This window comes from Kitasatospora sp. NBC_01560 (genome assembly GCF_045208415.1).
Lineage (GTDB): Bacteria > Actinomycetota > Actinomycetes > Streptomycetales > Streptomycetaceae > Kitasatospora.
In genome coordinates this window covers 8382719-8402465 of the sequence record NZ_CP109364.1, presented here as the reverse complement: position 1 = coordinate 8402465, position 19747 = coordinate 8382719, and the positions used below count along the sequence as shown (strand labels likewise).

Below are 19747 nucleotides of genomic sequence, written 5' to 3'. Positions count from 1 at the left end.
GGTCAGAGGGCCTGGTACTCGACGGCGGCCTTGCGGATCGCGTCGCGGTCGATCAGCTCGCCGTCGCGCTCCTGGCGCTCGGTCAGCCAGGCGGTGAAGGCGGGGACGTCGACCGAGCCGGCGAGCTCGTCGAGGGCCCAGGTGACGAGCGGGTTCGTCAGGCGGGTGCGGACGCGCAGTTCGCGGGTGTTCCCGACCACCTCGGGCGCGAGGGTCTCGTACGCCGCCGGGTGGGTGAGCTGGCCGGGCAGCTCGTACGCGAAGGCGTGCGGCGTCGTCGGGCCGGACTGGAAGGCCTCGCCGAGCTTCGCACCGCGCAGCGCGAGGTTGGTGAGCTCGGTGAGGTGGCTCAGGTCGAAGCGGGTGTCGCCGTGGATCACCCGGAGCGAGGTGAGCAGCTCGGCCAGCGGGGCGTTGCCGCCGCGCTCGCCGATGCCACCGGCCGTGGCGGAGATCCACTTCGCCCCGGCGCGGTAGGCGGCCAGCGAGTTGGCGACGGCCAGGCCCAGCATGTTGTGCGAGTGGATCTCGATCTCGGAGCCGTCGATCGCGGTGAGGTCCCCGATCACGCTCTCCATCTGCCAGGGCGACAGGTAGGCGACGGTCTCCGCCAGCCGGAACCGGTCCGCGCCGGCCTCGAAGCCGGCGGCCACGTACGGGACCAGCCGCTCCTTGGGCGTGCGGGCGCCGTCCTCGCCGCTGAAGGTGACGTGGAAGCCGCGCTCCTTGGCCCCCTCGATGGCGGCCTTGGCGACCGAGATCAGGTACTTGGTGCTCGGCGAGGCCAGCTTCAGCTTCGCGTGCTCCTCGGAGGTCGGGATCGAGAACATCACCGACTTGACGCCCAGGCGCAGGGCCTCGTCCAGCGCCTTGGCGACCTGCTGACGGTCCCGCACCACGACCAGGGTCAGGCTGCGTTCGGGCCCGACCGCCTCGTGGGTGGCCAGGACCAGGTCGGCGTCGGCGGAGTTCGGCCCGGACACCATGCCGACCTCGACCAGCTCGACGCCGGTCTTCACCAAGAGGTCGGCGATGACCGCCGCGTCCTTGGGGCCGAACTCGACGCCGGCCATGTGGGCGGAGTCCCGCAGGGTCGCATCGGATATGTGCGGCAGCTCGCGCTGGAGGTTCTCTCCACTTTCTGATATTGCCATTGCATTAACTCCTTATTTCAGAACCTGGGACAGGATCTGAGCACCGAGTTTCGGCAGGCGGTCGATCGCGGGGGGGTCGCCCCGGCGCCCCGGGTCCCGGAGGCGGGGAAATCGACCCGTCGGCTTCGGGTGAATACCTACCGCGGACCGCTCCGAATCGGGACGGTGAGGTGCGGTGGAAGCCGATGAACAGCCTCACTGATTCGGCAACGAAGGTCAAGATCCGCTATGTCAGGGCTTCGTCAAGCTTCATCACGGCCGTGTCAGGCAGGGAAAGGAATGCAAGATCCGGCTGGGCGGACTGCCAATTCCCGCTGGAGTTCCTGCGAATCACCGGACTTCTGGTCTACGGTGCTCGGAGTTCGATGCCCTGCCCGCGGAGCCGCGGGAGCGCCCGGCCCGCCCGGCTCCGCCGGCATCGGCCGCGGCCCGGGGGTAGCCGGCCGACAGGGGACGGCGGGAGGAAGAGCATGATCTTCGTTGTTGAGCTGCTCCTCCGGGAGGACGCGGGGGACCGCCCGCGAGGACTGGCGGAGCACCACGCCTACTGGGACGACCGGGCCCGCGAGGGGGTGCTGATCGGCGGCGGGCCGTGGCGGGACGGCTCGGGCGAGCTGCTCGTCTGCGAGGCCCCGGACCGGGCCGGCCTGTTCCGCATCCTCGACCGGGACCCGGGCACCCGGTCCGAGGTCGTCACCCTGGCCAACGTCCGGGAGTGGGACGTGGTGCGCGGGGTCTCGTTACCGGACCGGCGCCGGTGTACCGCGGGCGCGGGCCCGGCGGACCGGCGTGGCAGCACCGGCACCACCCGCACCGGCGGCACCGCCCGTACCGGTGGCAGCGCCCGCACCGCAGGAAGCACCGGCACCACAGGCAACACCGGCAACACCGGCAACACAGGCCCGGCAGGAACCATCGGCAGCGCCGGCACCACGAGCAGCACCGGCACCGCGCGCACCACCGCGGCCGCCGCCACCACCGAGGAGCTGACCCCGCACGAGGAACGCATCGCGGCCATGATGGTCGACGGCATGACGAACCGGAGAATCGCCGAGACGCTCTCCGTGTCGACCCGCGCGGTGGAACTCCGGATCACCCGGATCTATCTCAAACTGGCCATCCGGCGGCGGGCCCAGCTGGCCCCCGCACTGAGCCGGCGGCAGAACGCGGAGCAGCCTCCGCGGTGGGCGGCCCGCACGGATCCGAATTCGCAGGGCTGCGGTTTCCCGTAGTGCCCCGGCCTTTGCCCGGGGATAGCGTGGGGGAAATCCCTCCGACGAACGGGTGATACCGCCATGGATATTCCTGCCGCACCCCGGATCGGGCTTGTCGTGCCCCCGGAGAATCCCACCGCCGAACCCGAGTACAGCCACCTCCTGGGCTCCGCGGCGAATGTCCACACCACGCGCTTCCCGACCACGCCGGGCAAGAACCTCCAGGAAATGCTGGAGACGTACAACGAAGTCCTGCCCGACGTCCTGGCCGGATTCGGGCGACTGCCGCTCGACGCCGTGGTGGTGGCCTGCAGCGCGTCGCACTACCTGCTGTCGCCCGAGGGCGACCGGATGTTCTGCGAGCAGCTCTCGGAGCGCACCGGCGTCCCGGTCCGGTCCTCCTCGCTGGCCACCCTCGACGCCTGCGAGGCGCTCGGCCTGACCCGGCTGACCCTCGTCTCCCCCTACGAGCCGTGGCTGACCGACCTCTCCCGCAGCTACTGGGAGAAGGCCGGCCTCACCGTCGACCAGGTCGTGCCCGTGCCGGCCGGCGACCGCTACGACCCCTACGCCGTGACGACCGAGGCACTCCTCGCCCAGGTGCGGCGGCACGAACTCGCGGAGGACACCACGCTGCTCTGCACCGGTACCGGGATGTTCACCCTGGCCGCGCTGGGCGAGTTCGGCGGCGACCGGGGCGGCGTGGTGCTGAGCTCGAACCTGGCCAGTGTCTGGTGGGCGCTGCGCACGGCGGGCGTGCGGACCGATGCGCTCGACGGCCACCCGCTGCTGCGGCAGCTGACCCCGCTGGCGAACGCGGCCTGAGCGGCGGCCGGCCGGCCCCGGGTGCGCCGGTTCCGCGCCGGGCCGGCCCTTCGCCCCGGTCGGCACCGCCGGAAGCGCCGACCCCGCCGGGTCCGGACCCTCGGGCGGCACCGACAGCCGGAGCGCTGCCGATGCTCTCAGGCGCTGCCGATCCGGTAGCCGACGCCTCTGACGGTGATGATCCACTTGCTGGCGCCGAGCTTGCCGCGGAGGCTGCTGACGTGGGTGTCGAGGGTGCGGCTGGACTCCCTCCAGTCGCTCTCCCAGACCTTCGCCATCAGCTCCTTCCTGGACACCACGGATTCCGGATTGGAGGCGAGCACGTAAAGCAGTTCGAATTCCTTGGCCGTGACATTCACCACTCGGTCATTTAATCGGACTTCACGGGCCCGGCCGTCTATGCGCAGCGCGCGGAGCGAAATGTCCTGGGAGGCCTGCGGTCTGGTGTGCGAATGCGTGCGGCGGATCACGGCCTCGATGCGCGCGGCGACCTCGCGGGGGCCGCAGGTCTTCACGACGCAGTCGTCGGATCCGGCCTGCAGGGCGAGGACCCGGTCCAGTTCGGTGTCACGGCCGGCGAAAGCGATGACGGGCGTGTTGCTGACGGCCCGGATGGCGCGGCAGATTTCCAGTCCGTCGACATCCGGGAGTTCGAGATCGAGCAGCACCAGATCGACGTCGTGATACATTTCCAGCGCCTCTCTACCCGTACCGGCGCTTTTTGCCTCGTATCCCTGCCGCCGCAGATTGTAAAGCATTGATTCGGCCACCGCAGGGTGTTCTCCCACTACGAGCACGCATACCATGTTCCTCGGCCGCCTTCCAGAGGAGCTCTCACCAGTTTCGGCGCAGGACCAACCGACGGTAGAGCTTGCGGCGGCCCGCGGAGATGCACTACAGCTTTGCGATCGAACCGAGGCGCGACCCGTCCAATATTGACACCCGGTGCCCTGCTAGGCAAGCAAAAAAAGCGTTGGCAGGTTCCGCTAGGCGGGCCGGCGAGCCCGTGGTCAACGCCGGAGATCGTCATTGGGCGGAACACTTGCGTCGCCACGCACCCATTGATGTTTCAAAGTCGTGTCAGCTTTGCGAAGCTGCCTGGTCAGGAGATATTCGGGCACTCCGGACACACATCGGGGACCGGACGGGGCCGGGCCGCGCCGAAGCCGCTTCCGCACGCCCCGGCGCGGCCCGGAATCGGCCCCGGATAAACGGACCGACGAATTCCGGGCCGCCCCCGACCGGTCACCCGGGCCGGCCGGGTGTGACTGACAGCACGTCAGAGCCCCGGCGGCCGGGCGGCCCGTCGGTCACCCCGTGCCACCGGAGCCGCGCCGCCCCACCCCCCTCCCGGTCACCAGGTGCGGCCGGTCGTCCGGAGATAGTGCTCGGCGATGTCGTCACTGGTCGTCAGCCAGACCCCGGGGTGATTCGCGAGGTGGCCGAGTACCTGGTCCACGTACTTCTGCCGGAACGGCTGGCCCGCGATGAACGGATGCAGCACCAGGGCCATCACCCGTCCGCTCTCCGCCGAATCGGCGTGCAGCTGCTCCAGTTGATCCTCGACGATCCGCACGAAGTCCGGACCGCCGAGATTCTTTCCGACGAACAGGTTTACGTCGTTCACCTCGATGGAATACGGAACGCTCAACATCCCCGGGACGTTCAACCGGTACGGCTGATCGTCATTGCACCAGTCCAGTACGTACTGCAGGCCGAGTTCCGCGAGGAGTTCCGGTGTCCGGAACGTCTCCGTGAGCGCGGGGCCGAGCCAGCCCCGCGGCCGGCGGCCGGTCGCCTTCTCGATGGTGTCCACGACCTCGGCCAGACCGATGCGCTCCTCGTCGGCGTCCAGGCCGGCCTGGAAGGTGGAATTGTCCCTCCCGTGCGCGACCCAGGCCCAGTCGCGTTCCAGTCCCGCCCTGACGATCTGCGGATAGTGTTCGCAGACATCGGAGTTGAGCATCACGCTCGCGCGCACCCGGTGCCGGTCGAGGCTCTCGGCCAATCGCCAAATACCCACCCGGGGGCCGTAGTCGCGCCACCCGTAATTCAGCGGATCGGGAGCCAGGCCGGCCGTTCCCGGAAAGATGCTCGTCGACCCGCGGTCGACGTGGTAGTGCTCGATGTTCAGGGCCACGTAACAGGCGACCCGGGCGCCGCCCGGCCAGTGGATCGGCGCGCGGTCGACGATCGGGCTGTAGTCGAAGAGTTCGTTGTGCATCGTCCCTCACTTCGTACCCGGTACAGGCGGTCGGCGGCCGGCGCCCGGTCGGGCTGCGACCGGTTTCATGCTGCCCGGCTCAGGGCGCCACCCCCGGGAGGTCCGTCGGCGCGTAACGGTTCGCCGGGCGGGCGAGGCCGAGCAGGCCGCGCAGCGTGCCGGCCTCGTAGGCGGTGCGGAACACCCCGCGCCGCCGGAGCTCGGGCACCAGGCCGCCGGTGATCGCGGCGAGGTCGTGCGGCAGCACGCCGGGCCGCAGCCGGAAGCCGTCCAGCCCGGCCTCGCGCCAGTCCAGCAGCAGGTCGGCGAGCTCGCCCGGCGTACCGGTGAAGATCTCCGCGTCCGAGGTGTACTCGGTGCCGTCCAGCTCGTCCAGCCGCCGTTTGCGCGCGGCGGCGCAGCCCGGCTCGTCGTCCAGGAACACCACCAGGTCGGCGAAGGCGATGAGCGGCTCCCCGGCCGGCCGGCCGACGGCGGCCTGTGCCTGCCCGACCGCGTCGAGCCTGGCCGCGGTGTCCGCCCGGGAGTGCGGCGTCAGGTAGACGAGGTCGGCGCCGGCCGCGGCCAGCTCGTACGGCGTGCTCGCGTGCGCGAGGACGGTCACCAGCGGCTGGCCCTGCGGCGGGCGCGGCGTGATCGACGGGCCCCGGACGCTGAAGTGCTCGCCCTCGAAGTCGATGTGGTGCAGCTTGTCGCGGTCGATGAAGCGGCCCGTCGCGATGTCGCGGATCTCCGCGTCGTCCTCCCAGCTGTCCCAGAGCCTGCGCACCGCCTCGACCACCTCGTGGGCCTCGCCGAACAGCTCGCGCAGCCGCTTGGCGATCAGCTCCGAGTCGCGGATGTCCTCCGCGGTCAGCTGCGGGGTCGTCCGCCGGCCGAAGTGGGCGGCGTCGGCCGCCCGGGAGGTGATCTGCGGACGCCACCCGGCCCGCCCCCGGCTCGCGTAGTCCAGCGAGGCGATGCCCGAGGCGACGTGGAACGGCTCGGTGTGGGTGACGTTGGTGGTCGGCACCAGGCCGATGTGCGAGGTCAGCGGCGCGAGGGTGGCGGCCAGCAGGACGGCGTCCAGCCGGCCCCGGACCTGGTCGGTCCGGTCGTCCGGCCGGTGGAACGCGGCGGACTGGAGGCCGAGGGTGTCCTCGAAGGTGACGAAGTCGAGCAGGCCGCGCTCGGCCTCGCCGACCAGGTCGGCCCAGTACCGGGCCTTGAAGACGTCGGCCGGCCGGGCGCCCGGCTCCCGCCAGGCCGCCGGGTGCCAGCCGGTGCCGTCCAGGGCGACCGCGAGGTGCAGGCGGGTCACGATATCTCCTTCTCGGTGCGTCCGGTCGTGCCGTTGTGGGCCGCCCCCGGGGTGCGCGCCGGCTTCAGGCCGAGGTGGTCGCGCAGCGTCGGGCCGGTGTAGTCCTCCCGGTGGACGCCCATCTCCTGGAGCAGCGGCACCACCCGGTCCACCAGGTCGTCCAGCCCTCCGGGGGTCAGGTGCGGCACGAAGATGAAGCCGTCGGCGGCGTCGGTCTGCACGAACTCGTTGATGGAGTCGGCGACCTGGCGTGCGGTGCCGACGAAGGTGGGCCGCCCGGTGACCTCGATGACCACCTCCCGGATGCTCAGCCCGCGCGCCTCGGCGAGCTCCCGCCACCGGCGCACCGTGCCCTCGCGGCCCTTGCGGAACTGCGTGTGCCCCTTGGTGACGACGGTGTCGGGCAGCGGTTCGACGTCGGGCAGCGGGCCGTCCGGGTCGTAGCCCGAGAGGTCCCGGCCCCAGAGCGCCTCCATCAGCATCAGCGCGGTCTCCGGGCCGACCTGCGCGCGGCCGATCTCGGTGGCGCGCTCGGCGGCCTCCTCCGCCGTGTCGCCGAGCACGTAGGTGACGGAGGGGATGATCTTCAGGTCCTCCGGGTCGCGGCCGTACCGGGCGAGCCGCCCCTTCACGTCCTTGTAGAAGGCGCGACCGTCCTCCAGGTTGCTGTGCTTGCTGAAGATGACGTCCGCGTCGGAGGCCGCGAACTCGCGGCCCTGGGGCGAGTCCCCCGCCTGGATGATCACCGGGTGGCCCTGCGGGCCGCGGGGCGTGCTGAACCGCCCGGAAATGTCGAAGTGCCGGCCCCGGTGGGCGAACTCGCCGGCCCCGGCCTGCACGAAGGCCCCGGCCGCGGCGTCGGCCGGCACGTCGTCCGGCCGCCAGCTGTCCCAGAGCACGCGCGCGACCTGGAGGAACTCCGCGGCCCGGGTGTAGCGGTCGCCCTCGTCGAGGAAGCCGCCGCGCCGGAAGTTCTCACCGGTGAAGGCGTCCCAGCTGGTCACCACGTTCCAGGCGGCGCGGCCCTCGCTCAGGTGGTCCAGGGTCGCCAGCCGCCGGGCCACCTCGTAGGGCTCGTTGAAGGTGGAGTTGACCGTCGCGGCCAGCCCGAGGTGCGTGGTGACGGCGGCGAGGGCGCTCAGCACGGTGAGCGACTCGGGTCTGCCGACCACGTCGAGGTCGTGGAAGCGGCCCTTGTGCTCGCGCAGCCGCAGCCCCTCGGAGAGGAAGAAGAAATCGAACTTGCCGCGTTCGGCGGTCCGGGCGAGCCGGGCGAAGGAGTCGAACTCGATCTGGCTCTCGGACCTCGGGTCCGACCAGACGGTGGTGTTCTGGACGCTGGGGAGTTGCGCGGCGAGGTGGATCTGCTTGACGGGCACGAAGGTCGTCTCCTGCGGCAGCGGGTTCGGGGGGCGGCGTGGCGGTGTGCGGCGCGGGCCGGTTCGGGGCCTGCGTGGGCCTGGCCGGATCGGTGCGGGCCGGCGCGGGTCGGTTCACTGCATCGGGCCGCCCGGATCGTCCCGGCGCCGGCCGCGCTCCTCCGCCATCCGCTGCTGGAGGTCCGCGGCGTGCGACAGTGCCCGGCGGTTGTGCAGCGCCGTCCCGTGGCCGCCCGCCCGGCGGGCCTGGAGGTCCTCGGCCAGATCGGCGGCCAGGACACCCGGACCGTAGGGGGACGAGGCCACCTCGGCGAACTCCAGCAGGTGCAGCACCGCCTGGAACTCACTGGCCCGCAACGGGAGGTCGAGCACCGGGTCGGGGCCGGGCGGGGTGAGCGCCGCACGGACCCGCTCCTGGTAGGCCCGCGCCCGGAGTTCGGCGAACCGCGACTTGGGCGCCTGCTGGGCCGCCGCACCGGGGACGTACGCGGCGAGGCGGTCGAGCAGCGCCGGGAACTCGCTCCCCTCGGCGCGGTAGTAGGGGCGCTCGGCGCTCCCGGCCGCGGTGGGCGTGAGCCGCATGGTGTCCAGGAAGGCCGCCACCCGGTGCGGTTCGGGCAGCACGCCGTCACCCATCCAGCGGGCGTGGGCCAGGAAGTCGGTGGCCCGCCCGGCGTTGCGCAGGAAGCACCAGCCCGACGTACCGGCCCAGTGCAGGCCGCAGTCGGAGTCCGCGCCGATCCGCTGGCCGAACCGCCGGGTGAAGTCGATGCCGCCCTCGACGTCGTCGAAGAAGTGCTCGGGCTCCGCGTACGGCCCGCAGCTGTACACCGAGGCCACCGGGACGCCCTGGGCCATCAGCTGCTCGGCGACGGCGGTGACGTAGTGCGCGGCCCGGAACTCCAGCGCCCTGGCGGTGCGCGCGTCGATCTCCGCGGCCATCCGGATCCTCCTCGTGACGTTCCTTCAGTGGGCTGCCCGTGCGCCGGCCCGGCCGGGCCCCCGGCCGGCAACCGGGAGGACGAGGACCCGCGGGGCAGGTCCTCGTCCTCCCGGCGTCCCGCCGTGGTCGTCCGCGGGGAGGTCGTCCCCGCGCGGACCGTGGGTCCGGCACCCGGCCGCGGGCCTCATCCGGTCGGGGCGAGCCGGCCGGGGCCCCGGTGTCGCGTGCCGGGTCTCACGGGCGGGTGCTCATGCGCGCTTCGCAGGGAAGCCGTGCGACCGGGCCGCGACGATCACGGCCAGGACAGGGGCCATCAGGATCAGGACGCTCCACGGGAACGACGAGGCGCCCACCGTGTCGAGCAGCACCCCGCCGACGACACCGCCGCCGGCCATGGCCACGTTCCAGAGGGTGACCAGCATGGCCTGGGCCGCGTCCGCCTGCTCGCCGCCGGCGTCGCCGCCCGCGGTCTGCAGCAGCGTGGGCACGCCGCCCCAGCCGAGGCCCCACAGCGCCGCGGCGATGTAGACCAGGGCGTGGGTGTCGGACAGCAGGCCCAGGACGGCGGCCGCGACGGCGACCAGCACGGCGCTGCCGATGGTCAGGACGCGCAGCTTGCCGTTGATCTGGGCACCGACGATCCAGATGCTCACCAGCGAGGCGACACCGAAGACCAGCAGCACGAGGTCGGTGGAGCTGCCCATGCCGAGGTGGTCGAGGTAGGTCGCGATGTAGGCGTAGAGGACGGTGTGGGCCAGGACGAACACCAGGGTGACGAACAGGACCGGCGTCACGCCGGGGACGGAGAGGGCGCCCAGGATCCTGGTCTTCCCCTCGGGCCGCTGCCCCGGGTAGTCCGGCACGGTCGCGGCGATCCAGGCGATCACGACGAGCGCGAGCGCGGTCATCACCAGGAAGGTCACCCACCAGCCGAGCACCTTGCCGAGGAAGGTGCCGGCGGGGACGCCGAGCGAGAGGGCGACCGGGATGCCGGTCATCACGATCGCGATGGCCTTGCCCTGGAGGTGCGGGGGCGCCATCCGGCGGGCGTACCCGGCGAGCAGGGCCCAGGCCAGACCGGCGGCCACACCGGCGACGAACCGGGCCACCATCGTCACGGGATAGTTCGTCGACACGGCGGTGGCCGTGTTGGCGACGGCGAACGCGGCCATCGCCGTCAGCAGCAGGCGCTTGCGCCGCCAGGCCGCCGTGGCCACGGTCAGCGGGATCGCGGTGAGCGCGGTGCCGATCGCGTAGATCGTCACCGACTGCCCCATCGCCGACTCGCTGACCCCGAGGTCGGAGCTCATCGCGGGCAGCACGCCCGCGGGCAGGGTTTCGGTCAGGCTGGTGATGAAGACGGCCGTGGCCAGTGCCAGCAGCGCCAGCATGGGCAGCTTGTCGCTCTGAGGTTCCTGGCTGCCATGGGTTTCGGCGGGGGAATCGACTGGTAACTGTGTGCTCATGACGGCTATCGTGAAACCCTCACATATATGTGAGGGTCAACGCGACTTGATGTGAGGTCGGTCACATGCGCATCGGAGAGCTGTCGGAACGCACCAACACGTCCCGCCGTCTACTGCGCTACTACGAGGAGCAGTTGCTCATCGTCTCCACCCGTTCCCCGAACGGCTACCGCGAGTACGACGAACGCCTGGCGGACCGGGTCATGCAGATCCGCGGACTGCTCGACGCCGGGCTCCCCACCCGGATCATCAAACAGATTCTCCCCTGTCTCGACAAGCCCCGGGCCATCCACTTCTCGGACGCGACGCCGGAGATGATCACCACCCTGACGCTGGAACGCGACCGGATGACCGAGCGGATCAACTGCCTGACCCGCAACCGGGACGCGGTGGCCGACTACCTCGACGCGGTGAGTGGCAACGACCACCCGGAGGCCGTCCTGGCCCGGGCCGGCTCCGCCGCCGCCACCGCCACCGCATGACCGGTGCCCCGCACCCCCGCCCGCGCGGGGTGCGGGGCACCGTGGTGCCACGCGGCCGTCCGGTCAGGCCCCGCACGGGGCCGGCCCGGACGCCCGGTCAGGCCCGGTCGAACCGGTCGAGCTCCATCACCTTGGCCCACGCCGCGACGAAGTCCGTCACGAACGTCTGCCGCGCGTCGTCGCTCGCGTACACCTCGGCGAGCGCGCGCAGCTCGGAGTTCGAGCCGAAGACGAGGTCGGCGCGGGTGCCCGTCCAGCGGACGGCGCCGGTGGCGGCGTCCCGGCCCTCGAAGGCGCTGCCGTCCTCGGACGTCGCCTGCCAGACCGTGCCCAGGTCGAGCAGGTTGACGAAGAAGTCGTTGGTCAGCCGCCCGGGGGTGTCGGTGAGGACGCCGTGCGCGGACTCCTGGTGGTTGGCTCCCAGCACCCGCAGACCGCCGACCAGCACCGTCATCTCCGGGGCGCTCAGGGTCAGCAGGTTCGCCCGGTCCAGCAGCAGGTACTCGGCCGGCAGCCGGTTGCCCTTGCCGAGGTAGTTGCGGAACCCGTCCGCGGCCGGCTCCATCGCCGAGAACGACTCGACGTCGGTCTGCTCCTGCGAGGCGTCCACCCGGCCCGGCCGGAACGGCACCTCGACCTCGACACCGGCCTCCCGGGCGGCCTGCTCGACGGCCGCGCCGCCGGCCAGCACGATCAGGTCGGCGAGCGAGATCCGCTTTCCGGTGGTCTGCGCCTCGTTGAAGGCCGTCCGGACGCCCTCCAGGGTGCGCAGCGCCGTCGCCAGCTCGTCGGGGTCGTTGACCTCCCAGCCGCTCTGCGGCTGGAGGCGGATCCGCGCGCCGTTGGCGCCACCGCGCTTGTCGCTGCCGCGGAAGGACGAGGCCGCCGCCCAGGCGGTGGCGACCAGCCGGGACACCGGCAGGCCGGCCGCGAGGACCTGGCCCTTCAGCGCGGCGACGTCGGCGGCGTCGACGAGTTCGTGCGTCACCGCCGGCAGCGGGTCCTGCCAGAGCAGCTCCTCGGCCGGGACCTCCGGGCCGAGGTAGCGGGCGACCGGGCCCATGTCACGGTGGGTCAGCTTGAACCAGGCCCGGGCGAAGGCGTCGGCCAGCGCGGCCGGGTCGGCCAGGAAGCGCCGCGAGATCGGCTCGTAGACCGGGTCCAGCCGGAGCGCGAGGTCGGTGGTCAGCATGGTCGGCGCGTGGCTCTTCGACGGGTCGTGGGCGTCCGGGACGGTCCCGGCGCCGGCGCCGTCCTTCGGCTTCCACTGGTGGGCGCCCGCGGGGCTCTTGACCAGCTCCCACTCGAAGCCGAACAGCGTCTCGAAGAAGCTGTTGTCCCAGGCCACCGGGGTGGCCGTCCAGGCGCCCTCCAGCCCGCTGGTGATGGCGTCGTCGCCCTTGCCGGTGCCGAAGGTGCTCTTCCAGCCGAGGCCCTGCTGTTCGAGCGGCGCGGCCTCGGGGTCGGCACCCACGTGGTCCGCCGGGCCGGCGCCGTGGGTCTTGCCGAAGGTGTGGCCACCGGCGATCAGGGCGACGGTCTCCTCGTCGTCCATCGCCATCCGGCGGAAGGTCTCGCGGATGTCGCGGGCCGCGGCGAGCGGGTCCGGAGTGCCGTTCGGGCCCTCCGGGTTGACGTAGATGAGGCCCATCTGCACGGCGCCGAGCGGGTTTTCGAGGTCGCGGTCGCCGGTGTAGCGCTCGTCGCCGAGCCAGGTGGTCTCCGGGCCCCAGTAGACGTCCTCCTCCGGCTCCCAGGTGTCCTCGCGGCCGCCGCCGAAGCCGAAGGTGGTGAACCCCATCGTCTCCAGGGCGACGTTGCCCGCCAGGATCATCAGGTCGGCCCAGGACAGGCTGCGGCCGTACTTCTTCTTCACCGGCCAGAGCAGCCGGCGGGCCTTGTCCAGGTTGGCGTTGTCCGGCCAGCTGTCGAGCGGGGCGAAGCGCTGCTGGCCGGCCCCGGCGCCACCGCGGCCGTCGCTGATCCGGTACGTGCCGGCGCTGTGCCAGGCCATCCGGATGATGAGCGGGCCGTAGTGGCCGTAGTCGGCCGGCCACCAGTCCTGCGAGGTGGTCAGCACCTGCGCGAGGTCCCGCTTCACGGCCGGGAGGTCGAGGGCCCCGAACGCCGCCGCGTAGTCGAAGTCCTCGCCGAGCGGGTTGGCCACGGCCGGGTTCTTGGCGAGGATCTTCAGGTTCAGCCGCTCCGGCCACCACTGGCTGTTCCCGCCGCCCTGGGTCGGGTGCAGGGCCCTCCCGTGCGCGACCGGGCAACCGCCCACGCCCTCCGCGCCCGCCGCTGTGCCCGTCTCTGTGACGATCGGATCGTGGTTGTCGTGGTTCTCGGACATGGGAATCCTTCCATACGGGCGGATCACGGTGCACCGGAGTCTTCGGATATCTGGGCTTCCGCCCGAACCCGATCCTACGGTGGAGAGAATCCAAGTCAAGAAGCACGCCAACGCCGTTGGCTGCCTGGGAAAGAGGGGCCCGTTCGGGGCCGGTGCGGGGGCAGCTCCCGGTACCGGCACGGGGGAACGCCGGGGAAACCGGTTCGTGGACGGCCGGAAAGCGTGCGATTTTCCGACGGAACTCGCCCGGGGCGTGAATTCCCGGTTCTGATGATTTCCTGGACTACCGGAAATGCGATGTGTCGCCGGCCGGCGACCGGGGCCGCCGCCGGCGGATCGGTCTCTCCACGGCTCCGACCGTACTGCCCGGACGGCCCGGACCTCAGCCCGTCCGGGAATCCGGCCCGGCCCGCCGGCCGCTACACGCCCGCGGTGGTGCTCCGGCGGGGTGCGGGGAGGCCGCCGGGGCGGCCGGGCTCCGCGCTCATGTCGGTCAGCGCCTCGGTGAGGATCTCCCGGGCCTCGTCGGCGCGGCCCTGCTCGATCAGGACGGTGCCGAGCTCGGTGAGAGTCTTGGTCATGCTGTCGGGGCGGCCGACCGCCTCGAAGTGGACGAGGGCCTGCCGGTAGGCCTTCTCGGCCCCCACCCAGTGCTTCAACGCGGCCCGGTCGAGGCCGAGTTCGTGGGCCGAGAGGGCGGCCATGAGGTGCGGCAGCGGGGAGGCCCAGAGCTCCACCAGCTCCAGCGCCCCGGCCAGCGCCTGGCTGCGGGTGCTCACCGCCTCCTCGACCCGCCCGGTCTCGCGCAGGCAGTTGGCCGCGCCGCGCAGGGTGACCAGCCGGCCCAGCCGGGCGTGCCGGTTGGGCACGGTGGCGAAGACGTCCGCGGCCTGCTGGTAGGCGGCCGCAGCCTCCCGGTGGCGGAGCAGCCGGCGCAACCCGCTGGCCAGATAGGTCAGCGCCCAGCCCTCCTGCCCCCGGTCGCCGGTCTCGCGGGCCAGGCCGAGCGCCTCCGCGGCGAGTTCGACGCCCCGCTGGTAGCGGTGCAGGCACGTCACGTACGTCCAGGCCAGGTAGTTGAGGTGGACGGTCTCCAGGGAGCGGTCCCCGCAGGCGCGGGTGGCGTCGACCGAGAGCTGGAACACCTCGGCCCAGATGTCCCAGCTCAGCAGCCGGTCGGAGAACCAGTGCATGGCCTCGGCGGTGTCGATCACCTCGTGGTGGCGGCCGGCCGCGGCGGCCCGGCGCAGGGCGGCGAGCCACTCCGGGGCCTCCTCCTCCAGCCAGCGGGCGGCCTCGGCGAGGGTCTCGGGGGCGGTGGCCGGATCCGGGTCGGTGCCGGCCCCGCCCTCGCCCTCGGCCGGGTCCGGGTTGAAGCGCCGGCCCGCGGCGGCGGCGCGGCGCAGCAGCCAGGTGTCCGCGAGGGCGCGGGCGGCTTCGAGCTCGGCCGGGTTCTCCTCCTCGCCCAGCCGCTCGCCGGCGTAGAGCCGGACGAGGTCGTGCAGGCGGTAGCGCTCCGGGACGGAGAGCTGGACCAGGCCGGCGTCGGTGAGCTGTTCCAGGTGGCGTTCGGTGCGGGGTGCGGACAGGCCCGCGTAGGCGGCGACCACGGCGGCGGTGACGTCGTACCCGGCGGTCAGCGCGCAGCGGCGCAGGACGAGCCGGGTCTCCACGGGCAGCCGGCGGTAGGAGAGCGCAAAGGCGGGGCGGACCGCGAGGTCGCCCGTCTCCAGCACGTCCAACCGGTGCTCCTCGGCGCCGAGTTGGCGCAGCAGGTGACCGACGGTCTGTTGCGGGCGGGCGACCAGGCGCTGGCCGGCGATCCGCAGCGCGAGCGGCAGGTACCCGCAGAGCCGGGCGAGTTCGGCGGTGGCGTCGGGTTCGGCGGCGATCCGGTCCGGGCCGGCGATGCGGCCGAGCAGGACGGCGGACTCGGTGGGGGTGAGGGCGTCGAGCCGCAGGCGGTGGACGGACTCCAGGCCGGGCAGGGTGTGCCGGCTGGTGACGAGGGTGAGGGTCGGCCCGGAGCCGGGCAGCAGCGGCCGGACCTGGCTCTCGTCGGCCGCGTTGTCGAGCACCAGGACGAGCCGCCGGTCGCGGACCAGGGCCCGGTAGAGGCCGGCCCGTTCCTCGGTGCCGGCCGGGACGGCGCCGTCGGCGACGCCGAGGGCGCGCAGGACCTGGCCGAGCGCCTCGCGGGCCGAAAGGGGTTCGGCAGCCATGCCCCGGAGGTCCAGCGAAAGCTGCCCGTCCGGGAAGAGGTGGGCCAGCGCGTGGGCGGTGTGCAGGGCGAAGGCGGTCTTGCCGAGGCCCGGCTGGCCGCTGATCAGCGCCACCCTGGGGTGGGCCGGGTCGCCGTCCTGGGCCAGCGCCCCGATGAGGCCGAGGGCGTCCTCGCGGGCGGTGAAGTCGGCGATGTCGCGGGGCAGGGCGAGCGCGTAGCCGGCGGGCGCCGCGGCGGGCTCGGCAGGCGCGGGGGCGGGCGCGGCGGGCCTGCCCGGTGCGCCGGGCTCCGCGGGAGATGCGGCCGTCGGGAGCGCCGTCCGGGGCGCCTGAGGATCCTGGACTGCTGGGGGTGCCAGGGGTGCCGCGCCGACCCGGCTGCCGCGCGGGCGGCCGGTGCGGGCGGCTCGTTCGAGTACGTCGGCACCGTCCGCGTCCAGCCGCAGGGCCTCGGCCAGGGCCCGGACGGTACGCCGCTGCGGTCCGCGGGTCCGGCCGCGCTCCATGTCCCCGACGGCCCGCAGGCTGATGCCGGCCGCGGCGGCGAGCTCCTCCTGGGTCAGGCCGGCCCGGACCCGGTAGCGGGCCAGCAGGCCGGAGAACTCACCGTGTTCGCCGGAGTCACCGGTGTCCGCGCCCACGCCGTCCGCCTCAGCCATGCCCCACCCCTGCTACTGCCGGTACTTCTGCCTCATGTCATGCCCCCAACGGCCATGCCAGGCAGAAGTATGCCCGGTCCGCACCGGTTCTCCACCATCCGTGCAGCTCAGAGGGCACTTTCGGGCCGGTTCCGGACGGCCCGGCCGGTGGTCGGGGCGGCGGCGGGCGGGCGGTAGTTCTGCCGGTAGTTCTGCCTGGTCGGCAGCCTTGCACGGACCGACTCCGCCGATCGGAGGGGGCCGATCGGAGGGGGCCGATCGGAGGGGCCGCCGACGGGGCCGCCGGCCCGGGCGGATGCGGGGCGGACGCCCGGCCCGGCCCGGTACGGGTGCGCCGCCGCCCGGCTCAGGCCGCCGCGCCGCCGCGCTCGGCGGCCTCCCGCCGGACGGCCTGGGCCTCGGCCGTCCGGCCGACCGCGTGCAGGAGGTCGGCGAGCAGCTCGTGCGAGCTGCGTTCGAGGCGCGCGTCGCCGACCGCGCGGGCCAGCGCCACGGCCAGCCGGGCGGTGGCCTCGGCGGCCTCGCCGGCGCCCAGCGCGTCCAGCGCGCGGGCCCGGCTCTGGGTCGCGCGGACGGCGTCGGCGCCGCCCGGGCGGTCGGCGCAGGCCCGCAACGCCTCGTCGGCGCGCTCCAGGGCCTGGCCGGGCGCGCCCGCGAGCACCAGGGCGTCGGCGAGTTCGGCCAGCGCGCCGGCCCGCAGGTGGCCGGCGGCCGGTGGCCGGGCCTCGGCCACCAGGGCGTTCAGCAGCGGCACGGCCTGCTCGTAGCGGCCGGCCCGGACCAGCGCCGCGGCCACCCTGGCCCGGCAGCGGTGCCGCAGCACCTCGTCCGCGGCCCGGTCGGCGGCGGTGACGGCCCGTTCCAGGTACTCGGTGGCGCTGCGGAACACCCGGCGGTCGACCAGCAGGACGGCCAGATCGGTGGAGAGCCGGGCGACGGCCACCTGGTCGACGCAGGCGTGGGCGGCGCGCAACCCGGCCTCGACGGTGGTCCGCCAGTGCGTGCGGTCGGAGTCGGTGCGTTCGTAGAGTCGGCCCGCCCAGTGGGCGAGCTGCCAGGCCGCGGCGGGGCGGCCGTGCTGCTCGGCGCCGAGCACCACCGCGCGCACCGTATTCTCCTCGCGCCGGAACCAGGCCCCGGCCTCCGCCGGGGCGAGCGGGCGGGGCCGCGGGGTGCCGGTGCCCGGCCCGCCGGCGGAGCCGTCGTGGGAGGCGCCGTCGCCGAAGGAGCCGTCACCGGCCGGCCCGCCCTCCGTGCAGGCGGCGGTCGCGGCCAGGTAGTGGCCGATCAGCCGGTCCAGCGCGGCGAGCCGGTCGTCGCAGTCGAGGTCGGCGGCCAGCCGGGCGCCGAACCGGCGGACCAGCCCACGCCGGGTGTAGCGGCCGGGGGCGCGCTCCTCCAGCAGGTGGACGGCGTCCAGCCCGGCCAGCAGCGTCCGGGCGGTGGCCGGCGGCAGGTCCGCGAGCGTGGCGGCCGTCCCGGCGCCGATCTCGCCGTCGGGGTGCAGGCCGAGCAGGGTGAACAGCCGGGCGGCGGCGGGCGGCAGCGTGCGGTACGTCAGGTCGAGGGCGGCCGTGATGCCGAGCGGGCCGCCGGCGCCGGCGAGGGCGGCGTGCCCGGCCTGCTCGTCGGAGAGCTCGGCGACGAGGTCGGCCGGCGTCCAGCCGGGCCGGGCGGCCAGCCGGGCGGAGGCGAGGCGCAGGGCCAGCGGCAGGTGGTCGCAGCACTCGGCGAGCGCGGCGGCGGCCGGCGGGTCGACGGCCACCCGGTCGGCGCCGAGGGTCCGGACGAGCAGCTCCCGGGCCTCGTCGCGGCTCAGCACGTCCAGCGGGAGCGGGATGCCGCCCTCGCGGGCCAGCAACCGGCGCAGCCGGCTGCGGCTGGTCACCACGGTGACGGGCCCGGCGGGGCCGCCGGGTGCGGCGGATGCCCGGTCCGGGCCCGGCGCGGGCGGCGGGTCGGGCAGCAGCGGGGCGAGCTGCTCGTACGAGCGCGCGTCGTCCAGCACGAGCAGGACCCGCCGGCCCGTCAGCAGCTCCCGGAAGCGCCGGGCGCGTTCGTCCAGCGTGTCGGGCAGTTCCTCCCCGGCCACCCCGAGGGCGGTGAGCAGGCCGCCGAGCACCTCCGCCGGATCGCGCGGGCCGTCCTCCGCGAAACCGCGCAGGTCGACGTGGAGCCGGCCGTCGGGGAACCGGTCGGCGGCCCGCTGCGCCCAGGCCTGCACCAGCCCGGTCTTGCCCACCCCCGCCGGGCCGGTGACCAGGATCGGGCGGCCCTCGGCGGCGGGGGCGAGCGCCGCGTCCAGCCGGGCGAGTTCGGCCGCGCGGCCGACGAACCGCCGGTCGGCGGGCGGCGGTTCGACGGACGGCAGGCCGGTGCGGGGCCGGACCGCACCGGCCGCCGCGCCCGCGCCGGCCCCGGGCCCCGGACCGGACGGGCCGGTGGCCGGCCGGAGGCCGGAGCGCTCGCCGCCCGCGCCGGCCCCGGGCCCCGGCGCGTCCGCCGGCCGGAGCGTCGCGCGTTCGCGCCACTGCGCCGCCTCCGCCGGGCGGCCGGCCTGGTCGAGGCAGCCGGCCAGCCGGACGGCCAGCCCCGGCCGGGCCGCCGCCGCCTCGCTGAGTTCGGCGACCAGTTCGCCGCCCCGGCCGGCCCGGCAGAGGCCGTCGGCCAGCCGGTCCAGCACACGCAGCCGCAGGTCCGCGAGGTGCGGGGCGGTCCGTTCGCGCAGCAGGGCCGATCCGCAGTCGGCCAGGGCGGGGCCGCGCCACAGGTCGAGGGCGGCGCGCAGCAGCGGGAGGGCGGGATCGTCGGGCGACCCCCCGGGCTCCGCGTCGTCCGCCCGGCCGGGCAGCTGCACCCCGGCCCGGTCGCAGAGCACCTGGAAGCGGAACACATCCACCCGGTCGGGGTCCCCGGTCAGGACGTAGCCGGCGCCGCGGGTGGCCAGCGTCAGCGAACCGTCGTCCAGGACCCGCCGCAGCCCGGCGACATGGCCCTGGAGCGCGGCGCGGGCGGTGGGCGGCGCGCAGCCGTCCCAGACCAGCTCGATCAGCTCGTCGGGGGCCACCAGCCGGTCGAACCGGACGGCGAGCACGCTGAGCAGCGCGCGGCGCTTGGGGGCCGAGGGGGTGACGGCCGTGCCGTCGTCCCGCCGGACGGCCACCGGCCCGAGCAGGTCGATCCGCATGCGGCCGTTTCTCCCTCCCGCACCGGGCGGCCGGTCCGCCGGGTGCTGTCCGGGCCGGTCCGGCGCCCGTCGCAACGGGGGTGCCCGGCCGGTCCGTCCGTGCTGTGTCCGACGAGCCGTCCGCGGCCGCCCGATTCGTCCGAGGATAGGCCCGGCCCGGCCCCGGCCCGGCCGCCGGGGTTGCCCGCCCGGTCGTCCACCGGGCCCGGCAACCGCCGGCGGCCGCTCCGGGGCCCGGCGGCCGGCCGCCCGCGCCCGCCGTCCCCCCGCCCGCCCCCCGCCCGTCCCTCGGGGGACACCGGCGGGCACTACACTGCACCCCCCGGGAGCGGCCCGGCGTG

The 19747-nt window shown here is 74.2% G+C and carries 13 protein-coding genes; 3 read left to right on the top strand and 10 right to left on the bottom strand.

Features of this window, described 5'->3' with window-relative positions; all coding sequences use genetic code 11:
- Window positions 1-2: 2 nt before the first annotated feature.
- Entirely contained in the window at window positions 3-1154 is a 1152-nt protein-coding gene (locus OH807_RS36050; protein WP_406208023.1) for an isopropylmalate synthase, read from the bottom strand.
- 470 nt (window positions 1155-1624) lie between these two features.
- On the opposite strand from OH807_RS36050, the gene OH807_RS36045 reads away from it, so the two are divergent.
- Window positions 1625-2386 (top strand): LuxR C-terminal-related transcriptional regulator, encoded by a 762-nt coding sequence (locus OH807_RS36045; RefSeq protein ID WP_406208020.1) that lies wholly within the window; start codon window positions 1625-1627, stop codon window positions 2384-2386.
- Window positions 2387-2449: 63 nt separating this feature from the next.
- Window positions 2450-3193, top strand: coding sequence for an arylmalonate decarboxylase (locus OH807_RS36040; RefSeq protein ID WP_406208018.1), 744 nt, complete (start codon window positions 2450-2452; stop codon window positions 3191-3193).
- Window positions 3194-3330: 137 nt separating this feature from the next.
- Here the strand turns inward: OH807_RS36040 and OH807_RS36035 are convergent, their stop codons facing one another.
- The 6 genes from OH807_RS36035 to OH807_RS36010 all read right to left on the bottom strand — a co-directional run bounded on the left by OH807_RS36035 (window position 3331) and on the right by OH807_RS36010 (window position 10505).
- Window positions 3331-3999, bottom strand: coding sequence for a response regulator transcription factor (locus OH807_RS36035; RefSeq protein ID WP_406208015.1), 669 nt, complete (start codon window positions 3997-3999; stop codon window positions 3331-3333).
- Window positions 4000-4547: 548 nt separating this feature from the next.
- Window positions 4548-5417 (bottom strand): polysaccharide deacetylase family protein, encoded by an 870-nt coding sequence (locus tag OH807_RS36030; protein ID WP_406208012.1) that lies wholly within the window; start codon window positions 5415-5417, stop codon window positions 4548-4550.
- Between the two features lie 79 nt (window positions 5418-5496).
- Window positions 5497-6717: an LLM class flavin-dependent oxidoreductase gene (locus tag OH807_RS36025; RefSeq protein WP_406208009.1), complete on the bottom strand. Its 1221-nt coding sequence runs from the start codon at window positions 6715-6717 to the stop codon at window positions 5497-5499.
- Window positions 6714-8117: an NtaA/DmoA family FMN-dependent monooxygenase gene (locus OH807_RS36020; RefSeq protein ID WP_406211366.1), complete on the bottom strand. Its 1404-nt coding sequence runs from the start codon at window positions 8115-8117 to the stop codon at window positions 6714-6716. The genes OH807_RS36025 and OH807_RS36020 overlap by 4 nt, the downstream gene beginning before the upstream one ends.
- Before the next feature lie 93 nt (window positions 8118-8210).
- A complete protein-coding gene (locus tag OH807_RS36015) occupies window positions 8211-9038 on the bottom strand; it encodes a DUF6292 family protein (RefSeq protein ID WP_406208007.1) in 828 nt (275 codons plus the stop codon).
- A gap of 249 nt (window positions 9039-9287) precedes the next feature.
- Window positions 9288-10505 carry an MFS transporter gene (locus OH807_RS36010; protein WP_406208004.1) on the bottom strand — a complete coding sequence of 406 codons (1218 nt, stop codon included), beginning with the start codon at window positions 10503-10505 and terminating at the stop codon, window positions 9288-9290.
- Window positions 10506-10570: 65 nt separating this feature from the next.
- On the opposite strand from OH807_RS36010, the gene OH807_RS36005 reads away from it, so the two are divergent.
- Window positions 10571-10987 carry a MerR family transcriptional regulator gene (locus tag OH807_RS36005; protein WP_406208000.1) on the top strand — a complete coding sequence of 139 codons (417 nt, stop codon included), beginning with the start codon at window positions 10571-10573 and terminating at the stop codon, window positions 10985-10987.
- Between the two features lie 97 nt (window positions 10988-11084).
- Here the strand turns inward: OH807_RS36005 and katG are convergent, their stop codons facing one another.
- The 3 genes from katG to OH807_RS35990 form a co-directional block, all read right to left on the bottom strand.
- Entirely contained in the window at window positions 11085-13337 is a 2253-nt protein-coding gene (gene katG, locus OH807_RS36000) for a catalase/peroxidase HPI (RefSeq protein WP_406207996.1), read from the bottom strand.
- Window positions 13338-13756: 419 nt separating this feature from the next.
- Complete coding sequence (locus OH807_RS35995) at window positions 13757-16219, bottom strand: helix-turn-helix domain-containing protein (RefSeq protein ID WP_406207993.1); 2463 nt, start codon at window positions 16217-16219, stop codon at window positions 13757-13759.
- 346 nt (window positions 16220-16565) lie between these two features.
- A complete protein-coding gene (locus tag OH807_RS35990) occupies window positions 16566-19406 on the bottom strand; it encodes an AAA family ATPase (protein ID WP_406207990.1) in 2841 nt (946 codons plus the stop codon).
- Window positions 19407-19747 lie beyond the last annotated feature (341 nt).

Bases quoted from the DNA above. Each gene is read 5' to 3' on its own strand.
- OH807_RS36050 (WP_406208023.1), bottom strand. From the start codon at position 1,154: ATGGCAATATCAGAAAGTGGAGAGAACCTCCAGCGCGAGCTGCCGCAC.
- OH807_RS36045 (WP_406208020.1), top strand. From the start codon at position 1,625: ATGATCTTCGTTGTTGAGCTGCTCCTCCGGGAGGACGCGGGGGACCGC.
- OH807_RS36040 (WP_406208018.1), top strand. From the start codon at position 2,450: ATGGATATTCCTGCCGCACCCCGGATCGGGCTTGTCGTGCCCCCGGAG.
- OH807_RS36035 (WP_406208015.1), bottom strand. From the start codon at position 3,999: ATGGTATGCGTGCTCGTAGTGGGAGAACACCCTGCGGTGGCCGAATCA.
- OH807_RS36030 (WP_406208012.1), bottom strand. From the start codon at position 5,417: ATGCACAACGAACTCTTCGACTACAGCCCGATCGTCGACCGCGCGCCG.
- OH807_RS36015 (WP_406208007.1), bottom strand. From the start codon at position 9,038: ATGGCCGCGGAGATCGACGCGCGCACCGCCAGGGCGCTGGAGTTCCGG.
- OH807_RS36010 (WP_406208004.1), bottom strand. From the start codon at position 10,505: ATGAGCACACAGTTACCAGTCGATTCCCCCGCCGAAACCCATGGCAGC.
- OH807_RS36005 (WP_406208000.1), top strand. From the start codon at position 10,571: ATGCGCATCGGAGAGCTGTCGGAACGCACCAACACGTCCCGCCGTCTA.
- katG (WP_406207996.1), bottom strand. From the start codon at position 13,337: ATGTCCGAGAACCACGACAACCACGATCCGATCGTCACAGAGACGGGC.
- OH807_RS35995 (WP_406207993.1), bottom strand. From the start codon at position 16,219: ATGGCTGAGGCGGACGGCGTGGGCGCGGACACCGGTGACTCCGGCGAA.
- OH807_RS35990 (WP_406207990.1), bottom strand. From the start codon at position 19,406: ATGCGGATCGACCTGCTCGGGCCGGTGGCCGTCCGGCGGGACGACGGC.